The 17,660-nt window shown below is 63.4% G+C and carries 18 protein-coding genes and 2 pseudogenes; 13 read left to right on the plus strand and 7 right to left on the minus strand.

Going from position 1 to position 17,660, the window contains the following annotated elements:
- Positions 1-82: 82 nt before the first annotated feature.
- Positions 83-1,066: an electron transport complex subunit RsxB gene (rsxB, locus tag APZ15_RS16985; RefSeq protein WP_027786808.1), complete on the plus strand. Its 984-nt coding sequence runs from the start codon at positions 83-85 to the stop codon at positions 1,064-1,066.
- The gene (nth, locus tag APZ15_RS16990; RefSeq protein WP_027786807.1) at positions 1,063-1,707 is read left to right on the plus strand and encodes an endonuclease III; all 645 of its coding nucleotides are present in this window, start codon (positions 1,063-1,065) and stop codon (positions 1,705-1,707) included. The genes rsxB and nth overlap by 4 nt, the downstream gene beginning before the upstream one ends.
- A 143-nt stretch (positions 1,708-1,850) precedes the next feature.
- On the opposite strand, the gene APZ15_RS16995 is transcribed toward nth, so the two are convergent.
- The gene (locus APZ15_RS16995) at positions 1,851-2,780 is read right to left on the minus strand and encodes a DMT family transporter (protein ID WP_027786806.1); all 930 of its coding nucleotides are present in this window, start codon (positions 2,778-2,780) and stop codon (positions 1,851-1,853) included.
- A 283-nt stretch (positions 2,781-3,063) separates the two neighbouring features.
- On the opposite strand from APZ15_RS16995, the gene APZ15_RS17000 reads away from it, so the two are divergent.
- Positions 3,064-3,498, plus strand: coding sequence for a DUF1841 family protein (locus APZ15_RS17000; protein ID WP_027786805.1), 435 nt, complete (start codon positions 3,064-3,066; stop codon positions 3,496-3,498).
- Positions 3,499-3,597: 99 nt separating this feature from the next.
- Here the strand turns inward: APZ15_RS17000 and APZ15_RS17005 are convergent, their stop codons facing one another.
- Entirely contained in the window at positions 3,598-3,957 is a 360-nt protein-coding gene (locus APZ15_RS17005) for a c-type cytochrome (protein WP_027786804.1), read from the minus strand.
- Positions 3,958-3,995: 38 nt separating this feature from the next.
- Entirely contained in the window at positions 3,996-4,355 is a 360-nt protein-coding gene (locus APZ15_RS17010; RefSeq protein WP_021158557.1) for a c-type cytochrome, read from the minus strand.
- A 235-nt stretch (positions 4,356-4,590) separates the two neighbouring features.
- Between APZ15_RS17010 and APZ15_RS17015 the strand changes: the two genes are divergently transcribed.
- The 5 genes from APZ15_RS17015 to APZ15_RS17035 all read left to right on the plus strand — a co-directional run bounded on the left by APZ15_RS17015 (position 4,591) and on the right by APZ15_RS17035 (position 9,711).
- Entirely contained in the window at positions 4,591-5,433 is an 843-nt protein-coding gene (locus APZ15_RS17015) for an AAA family ATPase (RefSeq protein WP_021158556.1), read from the plus strand.
- Positions 5,434-5,459: 26 nt separating this feature from the next.
- Positions 5,460-6,635 (plus strand): vWA domain-containing protein, encoded by a 1,176-nt coding sequence (locus tag APZ15_RS17020; RefSeq protein WP_027786803.1) that lies wholly within the window; start codon positions 5,460-5,462, stop codon positions 6,633-6,635.
- Positions 6,636-6,691: 56 nt separating this feature from the next.
- Complete coding sequence (locus tag APZ15_RS17025) at positions 6,692-7,903, plus strand: benzoate/H(+) symporter BenE family transporter (protein WP_027786802.1); 1,212 nt, start codon at positions 6,692-6,694, stop codon at positions 7,901-7,903.
- 156 nt (positions 7,904-8,059) lie between these two features.
- Positions 8,060-9,013, plus strand: a complete 954-nt coding sequence (gene tal / locus APZ15_RS17030) for a transaldolase (protein ID WP_027786801.1) — start codon at positions 8,060-8,062, stop codon at positions 9,011-9,013.
- Between the two features lie 242 nt (positions 9,014-9,255).
- Positions 9,256-9,711: a VOC family protein gene (locus APZ15_RS17035; protein WP_027786800.1), complete on the plus strand. Its 456-nt coding sequence runs from the start codon at positions 9,256-9,258 to the stop codon at positions 9,709-9,711.
- Between the two features lie 61 nt (positions 9,712-9,772).
- Here the strand turns inward: APZ15_RS17035 and mctP are convergent, their stop codons facing one another.
- The 3 genes from mctP to APZ15_RS17050 all read right to left on the minus strand — a co-directional run bounded on the left by mctP (position 9,773) and on the right by APZ15_RS17050 (position 12,678).
- Positions 9,773-11,323, minus strand: coding sequence for a monocarboxylate uptake permease MctP (gene mctP / locus APZ15_RS17040; protein WP_027786799.1), 1,551 nt, complete (start codon positions 11,321-11,323; stop codon positions 9,773-9,775).
- The gene (locus tag APZ15_RS17045) at positions 11,320-11,562 is read right to left on the minus strand and encodes a DUF3311 domain-containing protein (protein WP_027786798.1); all 243 of its coding nucleotides are present in this window, start codon (positions 11,560-11,562) and stop codon (positions 11,320-11,322) included. Before APZ15_RS17045 ends, mctP begins: the two co-directional genes overlap by 4 nt.
- A 198-nt stretch (positions 11,563-11,760) precedes the next feature.
- Positions 11,761-12,678 (minus strand): class I SAM-dependent methyltransferase, encoded by a 918-nt coding sequence (locus tag APZ15_RS17050; protein WP_027786797.1) that lies wholly within the window; start codon positions 12,676-12,678, stop codon positions 11,761-11,763.
- A gap of 153 nt (positions 12,679-12,831) precedes the next feature.
- Here APZ15_RS17050 and APZ15_RS39400 point away from each other — a divergent pair, with 153 nt between their 5' ends.
- The 3 genes and pseudogenes from APZ15_RS39400 to APZ15_RS39410 all read left to right on the plus strand — a co-directional run bounded on the left by APZ15_RS39400 (position 12,832) and on the right by APZ15_RS39410 (position 15,058).
- Positions 12,832-13,050 carry a YlcI/YnfO family protein gene (locus tag APZ15_RS39400; protein WP_088611344.1) on the plus strand — a complete coding sequence of 73 codons (219 nt, stop codon included), beginning with the start codon at positions 12,832-12,834 and terminating at the stop codon, positions 13,048-13,050.
- An 89-nt stretch (positions 13,051-13,139) separates the two neighbouring features.
- Positions 13,140-13,394, plus strand: a pseudogene (locus tag APZ15_RS39405) (hypothetical protein).
- 149 nt (positions 13,395-13,543) lie between these two features.
- A complete protein-coding gene (locus APZ15_RS39410) occupies positions 13,544-15,058 on the plus strand; it encodes a patatin-like phospholipase family protein (RefSeq protein WP_080981912.1) in 1,515 nt (504 codons plus the stop codon).
- A 48-nt stretch (positions 15,059-15,106) separates the two neighbouring features.
- On the opposite strand, the pseudogene APZ15_RS17055 reads toward APZ15_RS39410, so the two are convergent.
- A pseudogene (locus tag APZ15_RS17055) lies at positions 15,107-15,462 on the minus strand (DNA-deoxyinosine glycosylase); the annotation flags it as partial.
- A 302-nt stretch (positions 15,463-15,764) separates the two neighbouring features.
- On the opposite strand from APZ15_RS17055, the gene APZ15_RS17060 reads away from it, so the two are divergent.
- Entirely contained in the window at positions 15,765-16,715 is a 951-nt protein-coding gene (locus APZ15_RS17060; RefSeq protein ID WP_080981913.1) for a toll/interleukin-1 receptor domain-containing protein, read from the plus strand.
- The gene (locus tag APZ15_RS40990; protein ID WP_134256331.1) at positions 16,712-17,536 is read left to right on the plus strand and encodes a hypothetical protein; all 825 of its coding nucleotides are present in this window, start codon (positions 16,712-16,714) and stop codon (positions 17,534-17,536) included. Before APZ15_RS17060 ends, APZ15_RS40990 begins: the two co-directional genes overlap by 4 nt.
- Positions 17,537-17,660 lie beyond the last annotated feature (124 nt).

Consider the following 17,660-nt stretch of genomic DNA (forward strand, 5'->3'; position numbering starts at 1 on the left):
GGGCGCGCCGCGGGCGGCCGCCCTCCTGCTGAGCCCCTGCAAAAAAGCGGTTCGATTATGCGCACAGACGGCGTCCAGCGCAATGCGGGAAATCGGCGATAATCGAGCTTTGGCAAACCTTTCCGGCCGCGCCCGAAGCGGCCGAGAGCCATTCGGCGCCGCTGCGCCCGTTGTCACCGTGACCGACTCCAAAACACTCGCGGATCGCATCGAAGATCTGCTTCCCCAGACGCAATGCACGAAGTGCGGCTATAACGGCTGCCGGCCGTACGCCGAGGCGATCGCCGCCGGCGACGCGAACTACAACCAGTGCCCGCCCGGCGGCGCCGAAGGCATCGCGCGCCTCGCGGGCCTGCTCGGCAAGCCCGTGATTCCGTTGAACCCCGTGAACGGCAGCGAGCATCCGCGCGCCGTCGCCTTCATCGACGAAAGCCTGTGCATCGGCTGCACGCTGTGCATGCAGGCGTGCCCGGTCGACGCGATCGTCGGTGCGCCGAAGCAGATGCATACGATCGTCGAGTCGCTGTGCACGGGTTGCGACCTGTGCGTGCCGCCCTGCCCGGTCGACTGCATCGCGATGCTGCCGGTGACCGGCGAACGCACCGGCTGGGACGCGTGGTCGCAGGAACAGGCCGATGCCGCACGCGAACGCCACGACCTGCGGCTCGCGCGCCAGCGCCGCGAACGCGAAGCCGCCGAAGCGCGCGCGGCCGCACGCCGCGCGGCCAGCGCCGCGAAGCCGGCCGCGGCCTCCGCGGGAACGCCATCCGCCGCACCGGCTGCGGATGACGCCGAAGCGAAGAAGCGCGCGATCATCGCCGCCGCGCTCGAGCGTGCGCGCAAGAAGAAGGAAGAACTGTCCGGGCAAGGTGCCGGGCCGAAGAACACCGAGGGCGTGAGCGCGGCCGTCCAGGCGCAGATCGACGCCGCCGAGGCGCGCCGCAAGCGGCTCGCGGAACAGCAGGCCCAACGCGACGCCGAAGCGGCGGCCGCGAGCGGCAACGACGAAGAAAACGACGCAGGCGACGACGGCCCGTCCGCACCGCCCGACCAGAACGCTCCATGAACACCAGCAAACGACGCGCGATCTACGAAACGCTGCAGAGCCTCAATCCGCATCCGACCACCGAGCTCGAATACTCGACGCCGTTCGAGCTGCTGATCGCCGTGATGCTGTCCGCTCAGGCGACCGACGTATCGGTCAACAAGGCGATGCGGAAGATGTTTCCGGTCGCGAACACCCCGCGACAAATCGTCGCACTCGGCGAAGAAGGCGTCACCGAGTACATCAAGACGATCGGCCTGTACCGGACCAAGGCGAAGAACGTGGTCGCGACGTGCCGGATCCTGCTCGACCGCTACGACGGCGAGGTGCCGGCCGATCGCGAAGCGCTGGAAGGCCTGCCGGGCGTCGGCCGCAAGACCGCGAACGTCGTGTTGAACACCGCGTTCGGCCAGCCGACGATCGCGGTGGACACGCACATCTTCCGCGTCGCGAACCGCACGGGGCTCGCGCCGGGCAAGGACGTGCGCGCCGTCGAGGCCGCGCTCGAGAAGTTCACGCCGAAGGAGTTCCTGCAGGACGCGCATCACTGGCTGATCCTGCACGGGCGCTACGTGTGCAAGGCCCGCAAGCCCGAATGCTGGCATTGCGCGATCGAGCCGCTGTGCGAATTCAAGCCGAAGACCCCGCCGCCCAACGAGTGACGCGCAACCGCGGCCGGCCTGCCGCAAGCCGCCGGACGCCATGCGGCCCGACGCTCGACGCACGCCCCACCGGCCGCCCTCCGCCGGCAAACCGCGGCCGCGACAGCGCGTAGCCATCCGCGCCGCCGCTTTCCCCTTCCCGACTATGCGTTGGAGGTCGCGGTCGCATCGTCGGCCGCCGCGCCACCCGCGCGCACCAGCGCCAGCACGGCAGCCAGGATCGCGACGCCGCCCGCCCACTGCAGCGGCGACAGCGCCTCGCCGAACAGCAGCGCCGCCAGCGCGACCGTCACGACCGGTTCGAGCGTCGACAGCATCGACGTGCGCGCGGCCCCAAGCCGTTCGAGCCCCGCAAAGAACGCGATCATCGCCGCGACCGTCGACACGAGTGCGATCGCAAGCATCGACGCCCAGCCGCCGGCCGTCGCGGGCCAGCGCGGCGGCGCGCCGAACGCCGCGGTCCGCACGACGGCGATCGCCACGAGCGTCGCGGTCGCCGACAGGCAGATGATCGCGGTGGTCGCGAGCGGATCGACGCCTCGCGTCGCCTTCGTGCCGCCGACGATGTACAGCGAATAGATCACCGCGGCGGCCAGCGCGAGCGCGATCCCGAGCGGCTCGCCATGCCCGCCGCCGACCATCAGCGCCGAACCCGCGACGCACAGCACGAGCGCGACGGCCTTCGCGCGCGTGAGGTGCTCGCCGAGCCACCACGCGGCCAGCAGCGTGACGAAGGCCGGATACAGGTACAGCAGCAGCGCGACAAGGCTCGCCTGCGCGTGCTGCAGCGCGCTGAAGTAGCAGAACGACTGCCCGACGTAGCCGAGCGCGCCCATCGCCACGAGCGGCGCGAGCGAGCGCCCGCGCGGCCACGTGACGCGGCGATGCCGTGCGATCGCGGCGAGCACCGCGCCGCCGATCGCGAAGCGCACGATCAGCAGCCCGAGCACGTCGACACCGGCCGCATACGCGTAGCGGCCGAAGATCGCCATCGCGCCGAACGCGGCGGCGGATAGCGCGACGTAGAGCGTGCCCTGCAGGGCTGCGGACGATGGGCGAGCGGTGGCGGTCATGACGGAACGGATGAGAACGGTGCGGTGACGGGAAGCGTTGGAGTGTAACGGCGCGGCGGCCGCGAGCCTAGCCCGCGCTTACCCCGCGCTTACCCCACGCTTACCCGTTACCCGGCACCGGCGGCGCACGCCACCGGCCCGCGCCGCTCACCCGCAAGGCCCGCGGAACCCCCGCCGCTGCGGCCACGCGATCGCGCCAAACCCGCCGCCAGCGCCGCCCGCCGACCCGGCGTACAATGCGCGACGCGGCATCAAGCCGTCCGAATCACGACGTTTCCCCACCATGTTCAATCCAAGCCGCGACGAAGTGCGTCGCTTTTTCACCGAGACCTGGCGCAAGCAGCGCGCCGGCGAGATCCTGACGCCGCTGGAAGCGATGGCAGCCGACTGGATCGTCGAGCATCCCGAATACCACGACGAACTCGCCGACGCCGATGGCGCCACCGCGCGCGAGTACACGCCCGAGGAAGGCCGCACGAACCCGTTCCTGCACCTGTCGATGCATCTCGCGATCAGCGAGCAGCTGTCGATCGACCAGCCGCCCGGCATCCGCGCCGCGCACGACAAGCTCGCGGCGAAGCTCGACTCGACCCACGACGCGCAGCACGTGATCATGGAATGCCTCGGCGAGACGATCTGGGAAGCCCAGCGCACGAACACGCCGCCCGATACCGACGCGTACCTGCAGCGCATCCTGCGCCGCGCATCGCGCGACTGAGCGCCGCCGCGGCGCCCCGCGGGCGCCGGCGCGCGGGCAAAAAAATACCCCGCCAGGGCGGGGTATCCTTGCTGCGCGGGCCCGCCGGGCCCGTCGCGCTTACTTCTTGAACACGAGATCGGTCTCTTTCAGCGACTCGATGTAGGCCGCGATGTCCTTCATGTCGCTGACCGACAGGCTCTGCACCTGTGCCTGCATGATCGCGTTGTTGCGGCCGAGCAGCGGATTCGTCAGGCCCATCTGGTACTGGCGCATCGCCCACACGAGGTAGTCGGCATGCTGGCCGGCGAGGCGCGGGTATTCGGCGTTGATCGGCTTGTTCATCTGCGCGCCGTGGCAGGCGGCGCAGTTGTGCGATTCGACCAGTTCCTTGCCCTTCGTGATGTCCGCCGCGTGCGCGGTACCGATCGCGAGGCCGGCCGCCAGTGCAACCGCCGCCGTCTTGAATGCGTTGTTCATGAATGCTCCTGTCCCGCCGAGAGATCGGCGGCGCGCGCTTACTTGTAGGGGTTGTCCTTCGAGTCGGCCTTCTGGGCGGCGTAGTACGCCGACAGATCCGCGATGTCCTGGTCCGTCAGCGAACCGGCGATCGCATTCATCGACGGGAAGTGACGATCCTTCTTGCGGTAGGCCTTCAGCGCGTTCTCGAGGTATTGCTGGTTCTGGCCGCCGAGGACAGGCACCCGGTAGACCTCCGGGTACGCCGCGCGGTAGTCCTGGATGCCGTGGCAACCGATGCACATGGCGACCTTGCTCGCCCCGTCCTTCGGGTTGCCGACCACACCGGCCGCCTGCGCGCTGCCCGCGAGCGCCACGAGCGCTGCGACAACGACGTGTTTGCCGACGAATTTGTTCATAGCTCTTGTAACCTAGCTTGAGGGGAAACTGGCGCCGAAGCGGCAACGGCCCGCGCCGTTTTGCTTGTCGGTCGCCACGCAGGCCAAAAAAAACGGCCAGATTGTACCGCGTCGGCGGGGAACCCGTCCACAAGGCGCCCCCGCCACAGTCCCGCAACGATACGCGGGCGCGGCCCAACCGGACAGCCCTTCTGACTTATACTGGGTTTTTTTCGCGATTGAGAAGAGCGCCGCCATGCGTTTCGAAGGGTCCTCGCACTACGTCGCCACCGACGATCTGAAGCTCGCGGTCAATGCCGCGCTGACGCTGCAACGCCCGCTGCTGATCAAGGGCGAGCCCGGCACCGGCAAAACCATGCTCGCCGAGGAAGTGGCCGCCGCGCTCGACATGCCGCTGCTGCAGTGGCACATCAAGTCGACCACCAAGGCGCAGCAGGGCCTGTACGAATACGACGCCGTGTCGCGGCTGCGCGATTCGCAGCTCGGCGACGAGCGCGTGAAGGACATCTCGAACTACATCGTCAAGGGCGTGCTGTGGCAGGCGTTCGATGCCGAGCACCCGAGCGTGCTGCTGATCGACGAGATCGACAAGGCCGACATCGAATTCCCGAACGACCTGCTGCGCGAGCTCGACCGGATGGAATTCCACGTGTACGAGACGCGCGAGACGGTCCGTGCGAAGCACCGCCCGCTCGTCATCATCACGTCGAACAACGAGAAGGAGCTGCCCGACGCGTTCCTACGCCGCTGCTTCTTCCACTACATCCAGTTCCCCGACCCGTCGACGATGCAGAAGATCGTCGCGGTGCACTTCCCCGACATCCGCGAGGAGCTGCTGCGCGCCGCGCTCGAGAGTTTCTTCGAATTGCGCGGCGTGTCGGGCCTGAAGAAGAAGCCGTCGACGTCCGAGCTGCTCGACTGGCTGAAGCTGCTGCTCGCCGAGAACATCCCGGCCGACGCGCTGCGCGGCGCGGACGCGAAGCAGATCGTGCCGCCGCTCGCGGGCGCGCTGCTGAAGAACGAGCAGGACCTGAGCCTGCTCGAGCGGCTCGTGTACATGAACCGGCACAACCGGTAATCCCCCTCACCCGCGAAGGCCCGGCCATGCTGCTCAATTTCTTCTACGCGCTGCGCGCAGCCAAGCTGCCCGTCTCGGTGAAGGAATACCTGACGCTGCTCGAAGCGCTGAAGGCCGGGCTGATCTCGCCGTCGATCGACGCGTTCTACTTCCTCGCACGGATGACGCTCGTCAAGGACGAGCAGTACTTCGACAAGTTCGACCAGGCGTTCGGCGCGTATTTCCACGGCGTGTCCGCGCTGCCGTCGGATGCATTCGACATTCCGCTCGACTGGCTCGAAAAGCGCCTCGAGCGCGAGCTGTCGCCGGAGGAGAAGGCGCAGATCGAGGCGATGGGCGGCCTCGACAAGCTGATGGAGCGCCTGAAGGCGCTGCTCGACGAGCAGAAGGAGCGCCACGAAGGCGGCAACAAGTGGATCGGCACCGGCGGCACGTCGCCGTTCGGGCACGGCGGCTACAACCCGGAAGGCGTGCGCATCGGCGGCCCGTCGAACGGCAACCGCACCGCGGTCAAGGTGTGGGAGGCGCGCGCATACCGCGACTACGACGATTCCGTCGAGATCGGCACGCGCAACATCAAGGTCGCGCTGCGGCGGCTGCGCCGCTTCGCGCGCGAAGGCGCAGCCGAGGAGCTCGACCTGCCCGGCACGATCCGCAGCACCGCCGCGAACGCGGGCTGGCTCGACCTGCGGATGGTGCCCGAGCGCCACAACAACGTGAAGGTGCTGATGCTGCTCGACGTCGGCGGCTCGATGGACGATCACATCAAGCGCACCGAAGAGCTGTTCTCGGCCGCGAAGGCCGAATTCAAGCACCTGGAGTTCTTCTACTTCCACAACTGCGTGTACGACCACCTGTGGAAGAACAACCGCCGCCGCCACTCGGAACGCACCGCGACGTGGGACGTGCTGCACAAGTTCACGCCCGACTACAAGCTGATCTTCGTCGGCGACGCGACGATGAGCCCGTACGAAGTGCTGCAGCCCGGCGGCTCGGTCGAATACAACAACCCGGAAGCCGGCGCCGTGTGGCTGCGCCGCCTCGCCGACCAGTTCCCCCATCATGCATGGCTGAACCCGGAGCCCGAGCGGCTATGGGAATACCGGCAGTCGGTCGCGGTGATCCGCGACCTGCTCGGCCATCGCATGTATCCGCTCACGCTCGCGGGCCTCGAAACCGCGATGCGCGCACTCAGCAAGTAACGACCCCCACCAAGACACGAAGGTCGCCTCCGAGCGGCCTCCCCCCCGGAGATAGCATGAACCCCTCGCCCACCGCGAGCGCCAGCCGCGCCGGCGGCCGCCGTTTTTTTGCCGATACGTCCGTGTCCGCGCTCGTCGCCGGCTTCGTCGCGATGATGACCGGCTACACGAGCTCGCTCGTGCTGATGTTCCAGGCCGGCCGCGCCGCCCACCTCACCGATGCGCAGATCTCGTCGTGGATCTGGGCGCTGTCGATCGGCATGGCGCTGACGACGATCGGCCTGTCGCTGCGCTTTCGCGCGCCCGTCGTCGTCGCGTGGTCGACGCCCGGCGCCGCGCTGCTGATCGCGTCGCTGCCCGGCGTGCCCTACCCCGAGGCGATCGGCGCATTCGTCGTCTGCGCGGTGCTGCTGACGGCCGTCGGCGTGAGCGGGCTGTTCGACACGCTGATGCGCAAGATTCCGGCCGGCATCGCCGCCGCCCTGCTCGCGGGCATCCTGTTCGAGATCGGCATCGAGATCTTCCGCGCCGCGCAGTTCCAGACCGCGCTCGTGCTCGCGATGTTCTTCACGTACCTGATCGTCAAGCGGCTCGCGCCGCGCTACGCGATTCCGACGACGCTGATCGTCGGCACGGCGGTGGCCGGCGGTCTCGGCCTGCTCGACTTCAGCGGCTTTCACATCGCGTTCGCGAAGCCCGTGTTCACGATGCCGGCGTTCTCGATCGCGTCGATCGTCAGCATCGGCATTCCGCTGTTCGTCGTCGCGATGGCGTCGCAGAACGTGCCGGGCATCGCGGTGCTGCGCGCGGACGGTTATCAGACCCCGTCGTCGCCGCTGATCGCGACCACAGGCCTCGCATCGCTGCTGCTCGCGCCGTTCGGCTCGCACGGCGTGAACCTCGCGGCGATCACGGCCGCGATCTGCACGGGCCCGGAAGCGCACGAGGATCACGCGAAGCGTTACACGGCCGCCGTGTGGTGCGGCATGTTCTACCTGGTCGCCGGTGTCTTCGGCGCGACGATCGCCGCGCTGTTCGCGGCGCTGCCGAAGGCGCTCGTCGTGTCGGTCGCCGCGCTCGCGTTGTTCGGCTCGATCATGAGCGGCCTCGCGAACGCGATGCAGGACGTGAAGCAGCGCGAAGCCGCACTCGTCACGTTCATGGTCACCGCGTCGGGCCTCACGCTGCTGTCGATCGGCTCGGCCTTCTGGGGGCTCGTCGCGGGGATCGTCACGCAGGTGATCCTGAACGCGCGCCGCCCCGAATAATCCGGCACGGCGCTCGCCGGCCATGCCAAAACGTGCTCGACGCGAATCGGGCCTAGAATGATGGCTTGGAAGCGGCGCCCGGCGCCGCTTCGCTTCGCCGCCGCGCTCGCGCGGCCCGTGAGAACCCGGCGCCTTGCGCCCTTCTTCCGAATCGCCATGACTACCGCACTCGACCAGCTGAAGCAGTACACGACCGTCGTCGCCGACACGGGCGATTTCCAGCAGCTTGCGCAATACCAGCCGCAGGACGCGACCACGAACCCTTCGCTGATCCTGAAGGCCGTCCAGAAGGACGCGTACAAACCGATCCTCGAGAAAACCGTCCGCGATCATCGCAACGAAAGCACCGACTTCATCATCGACCGCCTGCTGATCGCATTCGGCACCGAGATCCTGAAGCTGATCCCAGGCCGCGTGTCGACCGAGGTCGACGCGCGCCTGTCGTTCGACACCCAGCGCTCGATCGACAAGGGCCGCGAGCTCATCAAGCTGTACGAAGCAGCCGGCATCGGCCGCGAGCGCATCCTGATCAAGCTCGCGTCGACGTGGGAAGGCATCCGCGCGGCCGAAGTGCTGCAGAAGGACGGGATCAAGTGCAACATGACCCTGCTTTTCTCGCTCGTGCAGGCCGCCGCCTGCGCGGAAGCCGGCGCGCAGCTGATCTCGCCGTTCGTCGGCCGCATCTACGACTGGTTCAAGAAGCAGGCCGGCGCGGAGTGGAATGAAGAGAAGGACGGCGGCGCGAACGATCCGGGCGTGCAGTCGGTGCGCCGCATCTACACGTACTACAAGACGTTCGGCTACAAGACCGAAGTGATGGGCGCGAGCTTCCGCACGACCAGCCAGATCACCGAACTCGCCGGCTGCGACCTGCTGACGATCAGTCCCGATTTGCTGCAGAAGCTGCAGGACAGCAATGAGACGGTCACGCGCAAGCTGTCGCCGGAAGCGCTGCACGACAAGCCCGCCGCGCGTGTCGCGATCGACGAGGCAGCGTTCCGCTTCCAGCTGAACGACGACGCGATGGCAACCGAAAAGCTCGCCGAAGGCATCCGCGTATTCGCCGCCGATGCGGTGAAGCTCGAGAAGCTGATCGACTCGCTGCGCTGAGCCGCGATACGCGTCAGCAGCTGTCGGCAACACTGACAACAGCCGTCAGCAAGCGCGACGCATACGGCCGCGAACGTCATGTTCGCGGCCGTTTTTATTTTTCATTCCATCGTCAAGCACGCGCACTACAATCCACGTCACGGGTGCGGCGGCCGCCTCCCGATGCCCCCCTTTTCCCGGTCAGTCTTGTTCGACGCCGAACCCGCGCCGATGCGCAGGCCGGCTCATCACAGGAGACAACGATGCAAGTTCAACCGTACCTGACGTTCTACGGTCGCGCCGACGAAGCCCTTCAGTTCTACGAAAAGGCACTCGGTGCGAAGACGATGTTCAAGATGCACTTCAAGGACGCGCCGCCGAATCCTGACTACCCGATGGCGCCGGAGATGGGCGACAAGGTGATGCATGCGAGCTTCACGATCGGCGACTCGATGATCATGTGCTCGGACGGCGACTGCAGCCAGCCGGCAGGCGCCGCGCACGCCGGCTATTCGCTGTCGCTGAACCCGGAGACGGTCGAGGAAGGCCAGAAGCTGTTCAATGCGCTCGCCGACGGCGGCGAAGTGACGATGCCGTTCGGCAAGACGTTCTGGGCGCTCGGCTTCGGGATGGCCAAGGATCGCTTCGGCGTGCACTGGATGGTCAACGTCGAAGACCTGTCGCAGCGCGAGGAGCTCGCGAAACGCGCGCAGGGCTGACGCAGGAAAACGCCCGCCACCGTGAGGTGGCGGGCGTTTTCGTTACCGCGCGTCGTCCGTCTCAGCCTTCGACGACGTCGAGATAGTCCTCCGGCCGCGTGCGATCCTCCGCATGCGCCATGCCCATCACGCGCACCAGCACGCTCACCACCACCGCCACCACCAGGTTCACGACCAGCGACCACACGGCCGCGTAGCCGGGAATCGCGAGACCGAACAGGTGGATCGTGAAGATCGATCCGGCCAGCTTCAGCGAAATCGCCATCCACGTGCCGCACACGATGCCGGCCGCCCAGCCGGCCAGCAGGCCGCGATGGTCGAGCACGCGCGTGTAGAGGCCGAGCACGATCGCGGGGAGCGTCTGGATGATCCAGATCCCGCCGAGCAGCTGCAGCTGGATCGCATAGGTCAGCGGCAGCCCGAGGATGAACGCGACCGCGCCGACCTTCACGATCAGCGACACGAGCTTCGCGACGTGCGTCTCCTGCTCGTGCGACATGTTGCGGTTCACGAACTCGCGGTGAATGTTGCGCGTGTACAGGTTCGCGGCCGCGATCGACATGATGGCCGCGGGCACCAGCGCGCCGATGCCGATCGCCGCGAACGCGACGCCGACGAACCACGACGGGAAATACTCGAGGAACAGCGCGGGCACCGCGAAGTTCGGGCCGAACGCCTTGAAGTACGGCGCGTACTGCGGCATGTCCTTCACGCCCGCCGCGAGCGCCATGTAGCCGAGCAGCGCGAGCAGGCCGAGCACGAACGAGTACGCGGGCAGCATCGCCATGTTGCGGCGGATCGAGTTGCCGGACGACGACGACAGGATCGCCGTGACCGAGTGCGGATACAGGAACAACGCGAGCGCCGAGCCGATCGCGAGCGTCGCGTACGCGCTGTAGCCGTTCAGGCTCATCGCGTCGGGCGCCTTCAGCAGCAGCTTGGCCGGCGGCACGCTCGCGAAGATGTGTCCGAAGCCGCCGAGCTTCGCCGGGATCACGATGACCGCCGCGGCGATCGTGATGTAGATCAGGATGTCCTTGACGATCGCGATCATCGCGGGCGCGCGCAGGCCCGACGTGTACGTGTACGCGGCGAGGATCGCGAACGCGATGATCAGCGGCAGGTCGCCGACGAAGCCGGTCGTGTCGAAACCGAGTGCGCCGATCACCACTTCGATGCCGACGAGCTGCAGCGCGATGTACGGCATCGTCGCGAGGATGCCCGTCACCGCGATCGCGAGCGCGAGCATCCGGCTGCCGTAGCGCGCGTTGACGAAGTCGGCGGCCGTCACGTAGCCGTGCCGCTTCGCGATGCTCCACAGCTTCGGGAACACGACGAACGCGAACGGATAGATCAGGATCGTATAGGGCAGTGCGAAGAAACCCATCGCACCAGCGCCGAACACGAGCGCGGGCACCGCGACGAACGTGTACGCCGTATAGAGGTCGCCGCCGAGCAGGAACCACGTGACGATCGTGCCGAAGCGGCGTCCGCCGAGGCCCCATTCGTCGAGATGGGCGAGATCGCCGCGCCGCCAGTTCGCGGCCAGGAAACCGATGATCGTGACGCCGATGAACAGCAGGACGAAGACGAAGGTTGCGCCGAGATTCATCGTGCACCTCCCTGCGGGCCGCTCGCCTTCCACGCGTTCTTGGTCTTGAAGTACACGAACGCGGTGATCACCGCGCTGATGAAGACCCAAAGCAGCTGGTACCAGTAGAAAAACGGAAAACCGAACACCTGCGGTTCGATCTTGCTGTACGACGGTACCCAGACCATCGCGATCAACGGCAGTACCAGCAGCCAGAGCCAGCGCTTGGCGGCCCGGTTGGCGTCGGCATCGTGAGCCATGACGTCTCCTCTTCTTTCCCGGTTATCGATCTTGTTGAGCGGGTACGGCGCCGAGAGGAGCGCAAAACGGGTAGGCTGCGGCTCCCCTGGCTTCGCGCCAGTATAGGAGCCGCGAGCACGCGGTCAAGCGGGGGCGAACCCGAGGTGATCCGCCCCTTGCCGCGTGGTTGCACCGGCCTGCCGCCGGTGCCTGAAGCGTCAGATCGCGAACGAGGTATCGCGCGCGCCGATCGTTTCTTTCAAAGCTTTCACCCACTTGCGTGCGGGCAGCTTCAGCGTGTCCTCGATCAGCTTCGCACGCGCGTCGAGCTGCGCGAACGACACGTCGAGCGCAGGGCCCGAGAACGCGATCGCGATCCGGTTGCCGTCATGCACTTCCGGCAGCGCGATCACGCGATGATCGAACGCCGCGTTCAGGTGCTTCATGTTGCGCACGAAGCTCGGATGGTCGCCGAACAGATTGATCGTCGCGATGCCCGCGTCGGCAAGGCAGCCGCGCACCGCACGGTAGAACGCGACGCTGTCGAGCACCGGGCCGCGCGCGGTCGCGTCGTACAGGTCGATCTGGATCGCGCCCGTCGTGCCGCGGTTGGCCGGGTCGTTGACGAAGTCCCACGCGTCGGCTTCGTGCACGACGAGACGTGCGTCGTCGGGCGGCATCGCGAACATCGTGCGCGCGGCGACGATCACGGCCGGGTTCAGCTCGACGGCCTCGACCTTCGCCTGCGGGAGGAAGTGGTGCGAGAACTTGGTCAGCGCGCCGGTGCCGAGCCCGAGCTGGACGATCCGCCCGGGCGTTTCGAGGAACAGCAGCCACGCCATCATCTGCTGCGCGTATTCGAGCTCGATGTGCAGCGGCTTCGAGATCCGCATCGCACCCTGTACCCACTCGGTGCCGAAATGCAGGAAGCGCACGCCGCCCTCTTCCGAGAACGTGACGGGCGCGAAGCGCGGCTTGCGCGGCGCTTCGAGCACGGGCACGTCGTCGTGTTCGTCGATGTCCGGGCGGCGCTTCACGCGCGGCGGCTGGAGTTTTTCGGAGCCGTTATAGGAGGACGGCTTGCGATTCTTGAACGCGCGCGCCTCGGCGGACGCGCGCTTGATCAGTCGGGTCATGATTGAATCTCGCTGGGTGACGCTGGTTTTAGCGGACGAGAGGATAGCATTGGTGCAAGGAAGCGACTGTCGAAGACAGGCTCACCGTTACGCTCCGTCGATCGGTCGGCGTGGACGATAGTGCATCGCAACCGTGTTGGAGGACGTTGCCTAATGAAAACCGACGCATTTCCATCCGTCCGCGTCGAGCCGGAACTGCTTGCTACGGCCAAACGCGTCCTATGTGATGGCGAAACACTATCGAACTTCATCAAGCAATCAATCCGTAAAGCTACCGAGCGTCGCCGGCTTCAAAGCGCGTTCATTGCGCGCGGCACTGCGTCCCGTAATGAGGAAATGCACACTGACCAGTCTTTCTCCTCGCACGACTAGAACGGCGCCTCGATGCATTCCGCGTTCGCCAAGAGTAAGCTTGCTGATCAAATTGTTCGCGTCACAACCGTCAGACGACGAGGAACCGTATGGCCTCAAGTGACAAGAAAATCTGGTTTCCGGAGAAACGCTATGGCTGAGGATGAGGGTCGCCGGTTGCGTGGCAGGGCTGGGGCGTAATGCTGCTGTTCGTGATCGCAATAATTGCGACCGTTTGGCTGCTGCCGCCACACAAGTCACCGTTCGCGTATAACGCCTGCATCGTGGCGCTGTTCGCTATGCTGATCGCTGTATGGTGGATAAAGGGTGAAAAAACCCTGCGGAGATGGGGCAAGGATGATTGAACGTCGAAGTGGTCATGATAGAAAATGGAATATACCTACATCCCTGATGGCGCTTGATACATGTCGCCACATCTTGTCAACACTTGATTATTTTGTTGAAATATCTCACCGGCTCACTCCTGAACAACCATCGATAGACTCAAAAACAGATGACCATATCGACGCGAGAAGACGCCATTCAAAATCTCTCTCTTTCGGGAGGAGGATTTCGTGCAGCGTTTTTTCATTTTGGCGCACTTTATGCGCTTGCAGCAGCCGGTCGCTTACGTGATCTGAAAGTATTGATTACTGTTTCGGGCGGCTCAATCGCTGGGGCGTTCTTTTTACAAGCCATACATAAAGCAGGTCCATCGACGTGGAGAGATGACAGAAAGCTCGCGGACTGTGCCATCCACGCATGCCAAGCCCTCTATTATCAATCGAAAAGAAATCCTCGAGGGCGCATACTTTCTTCCTTTCGTGCGCTATGCCAAGGTTTGGTCCGTCACGAATGGGGATTCTCCAAAGCCCTCGTTCGCCTGATGAACCGCTGGTTCAAAGATCTGGCAAATGCCTCGTCACAACAAACATTGACGGCTATGCCCGAATGGCGAATCGCCGCTACTAGCTACACTACTCCCAAACGCGTGCTTCTAGTGAGCGCACAAAACAAGCATCAGCATCGAAGCGACGCCCACTACGTCGAACTGTCCAACAAGGACATCCCCGTCGCCATCGCAGCATCCAGTGCCCTTCCCGGCATCTTTGAACCAGTAATGCTCAACGACCTATTACTTGGTGACGGTGGCATCCTCGACAATCTCGGCGTGCACGAACTCGCAACTTCGGATACTTCTGCAGTATGCGTAGACGCGTCAGCAGAAGCGGCTCCATTAGACCATATCGACGGATGGAGTACGCCGATGCGAGCAATGGATATGTTACTTGATCAGGATCGAACGAACGCAATTCGTTCGACAAAAATGCAGATTATTTCACTCCGCGAGTCGAGGCCAGACAACCAGGCGTGGCGCAATGCACTGCGCTCAGTTCGAACCGATCTTGACGATTTCACATTTTGCGAAGCAAATCTCCTCTACTTAGCGGGATATCAGGCTGCAAGCGGGACGTCTTTCATGCCGCCTCAGGAACCGATTCCGAACGCAAGTTATATTTGGCGCCTCATGGTATTGGGAGATACTGCAGATTCCTCAAATAATCACAAAAACCAATCAGCAAAGATTCGAAAATCCATATTAAACGAGCTTGAACGCGGAAAGTTTGGAATTGCATCCGGATTCAGGAAGCCATCCACTGCATCGATTTTAATGTCGCTCGCCTCCATATATATGGCCCTCGCCGGAACACTAATCGTTGTGCTTTACGCCTTGTTAGTCTTCGCTGGAATTGTTCAAAAGCTACCGCTATCGTGGCAAAAATTTCCTTTGGAAATACTTGTACTCATAGCGTGGGCCGCGTCGAGTGTCTGGCTCTTTTTCTCGTACGCCGAATGGCGTAAGCGCAACGTCGGTTGGTTCTCCCGGGTACGGCAGGGTCTTGGTTCAATCGTGGGGCCGCCCCTGCTGCCTGCAGTTCTAATCGTGTCGCTGCTCCTCAAATTCGGCCCGCTGTTCCCCGTTCGCGAACACTCCAGATTCACTAGGATCCGTGCATGCAAACTCTGACGCCCAATACTCGTTAGTGTGTTCTGAAAGCGTTAGCTCGCCCTTCAATCAACCTAGAATCACCCACCGCTGCTCCCGCTTCTGCTCGAATGACAGAACCGCATTCGCTGGACTTGACGACGGCAGTATGAACGTCTGGTATCCGACCTTGCCGATCACGTCAGCAAACCGCCACACCGTCTTGCCGTTTAAGCACACCTTCGTCAGCAACGGCGTATGCGCGCGCAACGACGCGAAGTCGTTCGGCTTCGCATGCCGGATCGCAGAGTCGAGAATGCCTTGCCGATGGCAGGCATTCGAGCACGTCCCAGATGCCGATGCCATGCCCAAGCACGCGCACGAACCGCGCGTCTTACGCCAGTTCGTATGGCCTGTGGCTCGCCGAGCACCGCCCCAAACAATCGCTGGAGCGGTTTGATGTTTTGGCCGATTTGACATCCAGAAGCAATCGCCATCGGTAGTCGCCAGACAGATAATGCCGATATTCATTTGACGGGATCCGAACAGACGCACGTGCTGCAAAGCGGCTGGTCAGTGCTGGCAATGGCCATCCTATCGGACTCCCTGTCTCAAGCATTTCCCTCGTCCAGGGAGCACTCAACGATCTCCGTCCAAGCTGGCAATTTGCTCCGCATTTTCCGGAATGCGGTAGGATTTGCTTGCAAATCCAGCGTGTCGGAAGCATCCAAAGGGAATCAAGACCAACATGGCCGCGAAGAAAACGCCAGCAGCAAAAACACAAAGCCGAAAGCCAGCGCCAGCCCGTTCTTCGACTCATCGATTCGAGCCAGCCAAACTCGACTCGTTGTTTGTAGTTCTTGACGCTATTGCTTGGCTCGACACCCCGGGCACGACGCAAGTGGCGCAGTTCGCGGGCATCGACCCACGTACCGCAGGGAAACTGCTCAAAAATGCATGTCAAATCGGACTCGCTGATGTGGTGGGGTCTGGCTACGCGCTAGTCCTCCCGTATCCATACAAGGGGGCAAAGGACCAGAAGGAGGCCGTTGTCAAAGAGGCATTGGTTCGGCTGCCTCTGCTCACTGGTGTTCGCCAATTCTTGCGGTTGGGGGACACGACTGACGCGGCGCTTCGGAAAGCAGCCACGATTGCCGGAATTTCTCCGTTCGTAGCGTCTGACCTTAACCCGTTGTTAGAATGGGCCCAGACTTTGGGCGCGCTTCAACCCAACATCCTTGCCGAAGATCTCGTGGATGCAGCAACGGAGAAGAAAGAGCAGCGTCATCAGCAAGAGAAGGATCGTCGTATCGCGTTCCTTTCGCATAGCTCCGTGGATAAGCCGTTCATTCGACAACTCGCGGGCGACCTTACCGCGAATGGCGTCGATGTGTGGCTAGATGAACAGCGGATCCGGGTCGGTGACTCGATCCCAGAAAAGTTAGCTCAGGGATTGGCTGGGTCGGACTTCTTTCTCATTGCCATGAGCGAACATTCGTCCGGGTCTGCATGGGTGCAAAAGGAACTGAACAACGCGCTTGTCAATGAGGTGCAACGACGCAAGGTTCACATCCTTCCACTTCGGCTGGATGACACACCTATGCCACCGATTATCGCTGACAAAAAGTACGCCGACTTTTCAAAGTCGTATAAAGCCGGCCTTGAGGATCTATTGACGGCTATGAAGGGGGACGTATGACCACAGCTGGCAAGAAGCCCAGGCAGATGCCCAAGGGTGGACGCAAGGGAGGAACTGTCTTTCCACGAGTGGCACTCAGTGATGCATTGCAATACGCAAAGAAGCTGGTGAGCAAGACTCATACAAGTGCCCAACCGAAGGATGTGATTCTGTCGGGCGTAGTAGGGGCCAAGTCGGGTATCGGCGAAGTACGTATGTCTGCGATGAAGCAATACGGTTTTCTGAAAGGGGATGTCAAGACAGGGTTTTCAGCAGACGAATTGGCCAAAAGAATTGCGTCTGCACCAGCAGAAGAACTTACGCCGCTTTATCAGCAAGCGATGCTGCGCCCAACGGTTTTCAAGAGGCTGTTCGACACATATCACGGCGACACAGTCGCCAAGGCGAAACTCAAGCAAAGAGCGTCCGATTTAAAGGTCCACCCTGACGAAACCGAGACGTGCGTCGAACTCTACATGTCCGGAATGGTGACCGCCGGGCTCGTGACAATCAATGGTGACCGCGTCGTTCATAAGGCTTCTAGCGATCTCGACAAAACGGACACAAAAATAAAGGAGCCTGGGCAGATCGAACAAGACATTTCTGAGTCGCCGTCAGACGAAGATAATGTGGGAAACAAATCTTTAGGTACGGATACTGTTGCGGGGAGCAGCGCTGCCGCCGAACGAGCGAACGGAGCCCTGCCAAGTGATCCCGCCGGTGAGCCGAACCAGCATGGGCCTCGGGCCGTTTTCAACGTCAACGTCACGCTCGACTCCAGTTTGGATATCGAAAAGCTACAGAAGCAACTGGAATTGCTCAAGCGCTTCGGTGCGATCTAGCTGTGAAGCTTCAATAGGTTGTGTCAATGATTCAGCCGAACTGAGTCTGGGAGACTGGAAGTCGCCAAACACCCAACCGTCCAGGAACCCAGCCGGACGAACACCAATAAGGACGCCAGACTCG

The sequence above is a fragment of the Burkholderia cepacia ATCC 25416 genome, from assembly GCF_001411495.1.
In the GTDB taxonomy this organism is placed as follows: Bacteria; Pseudomonadota; Gammaproteobacteria; order Burkholderiales; family Burkholderiaceae; genus Burkholderia; species Burkholderia cepacia.

Bases quoted from the DNA above. Each gene is read 5' to 3' on its own strand.
- APZ15_RS39410 (WP_080981912.1), top strand. From the start codon at position 13,544: ATGACCATATCGACGCGAGAAGACGCCATTCAAAATCTCTCTCTTTCG.
- APZ15_RS17010 (WP_021158557.1), bottom strand. From the start codon at position 4,355: ATGAACAAATTCGTCGGCAAACACGTCGTTGTCGCAGCGCTCGTGGCG.
- rsxB (WP_027786808.1), top strand. From the start codon at position 83: ATGCGGGAAATCGGCGATAATCGAGCTTTGGCAAACCTTTCCGGCCGC.
- APZ15_RS17000 (WP_027786805.1), top strand. From the start codon at position 3,064: ATGTTCAATCCAAGCCGCGACGAAGTGCGTCGCTTTTTCACCGAGACC.
- APZ15_RS17015 (WP_021158556.1), top strand. From the start codon at position 4,591: ATGCGTTTCGAAGGGTCCTCGCACTACGTCGCCACCGACGATCTGAAG.
- nth (WP_027786807.1), top strand. From the start codon at position 1,063: ATGAACACCAGCAAACGACGCGCGATCTACGAAACGCTGCAGAGCCTC.
- APZ15_RS40990 (WP_134256331.1), top strand. From the start codon at position 16,712: ATGACCACAGCTGGCAAGAAGCCCAGGCAGATGCCCAAGGGTGGACGC.
- mctP (WP_027786799.1), bottom strand. From the start codon at position 11,323: ATGAATCTCGGCGCAACCTTCGTCTTCGTCCTGCTGTTCATCGGCGTC.
- APZ15_RS16995 (WP_027786806.1), bottom strand. From the start codon at position 2,780: ATGACCGCCACCGCTCGCCCATCGTCCGCAGCCCTGCAGGGCACGCTC.
- APZ15_RS17005 (WP_027786804.1), bottom strand. From the start codon at position 3,957: ATGAACAACGCATTCAAGACGGCGGCGGTTGCACTGGCGGCCGGCCTC.
- APZ15_RS17020 (WP_027786803.1), top strand. From the start codon at position 5,460: ATGCTGCTCAATTTCTTCTACGCGCTGCGCGCAGCCAAGCTGCCCGTC.
- APZ15_RS17045 (WP_027786798.1), bottom strand. From the start codon at position 11,562: ATGGCTCACGATGCCGACGCCAACCGGGCCGCCAAGCGCTGGCTCTGG.
- APZ15_RS39400 (WP_088611344.1), top strand. From the start codon at position 12,832: ATGAAAACCGACGCATTTCCATCCGTCCGCGTCGAGCCGGAACTGCTT.
- APZ15_RS17060 (WP_080981913.1), top strand. From the start codon at position 15,765: ATGGCCGCGAAGAAAACGCCAGCAGCAAAAACACAAAGCCGAAAGCCA.
- APZ15_RS17035 (WP_027786800.1), top strand. From the start codon at position 9,256: ATGCAAGTTCAACCGTACCTGACGTTCTACGGTCGCGCCGACGAAGCC.
- APZ15_RS17050 (WP_027786797.1), bottom strand. From the start codon at position 12,678: ATGACCCGACTGATCAAGCGCGCGTCCGCCGAGGCGCGCGCGTTCAAG.
- APZ15_RS17025 (WP_027786802.1), top strand. From the start codon at position 6,692: ATGAACCCCTCGCCCACCGCGAGCGCCAGCCGCGCCGGCGGCCGCCGT.
- tal (WP_027786801.1), top strand. From the start codon at position 8,060: ATGACTACCGCACTCGACCAGCTGAAGCAGTACACGACCGTCGTCGCC.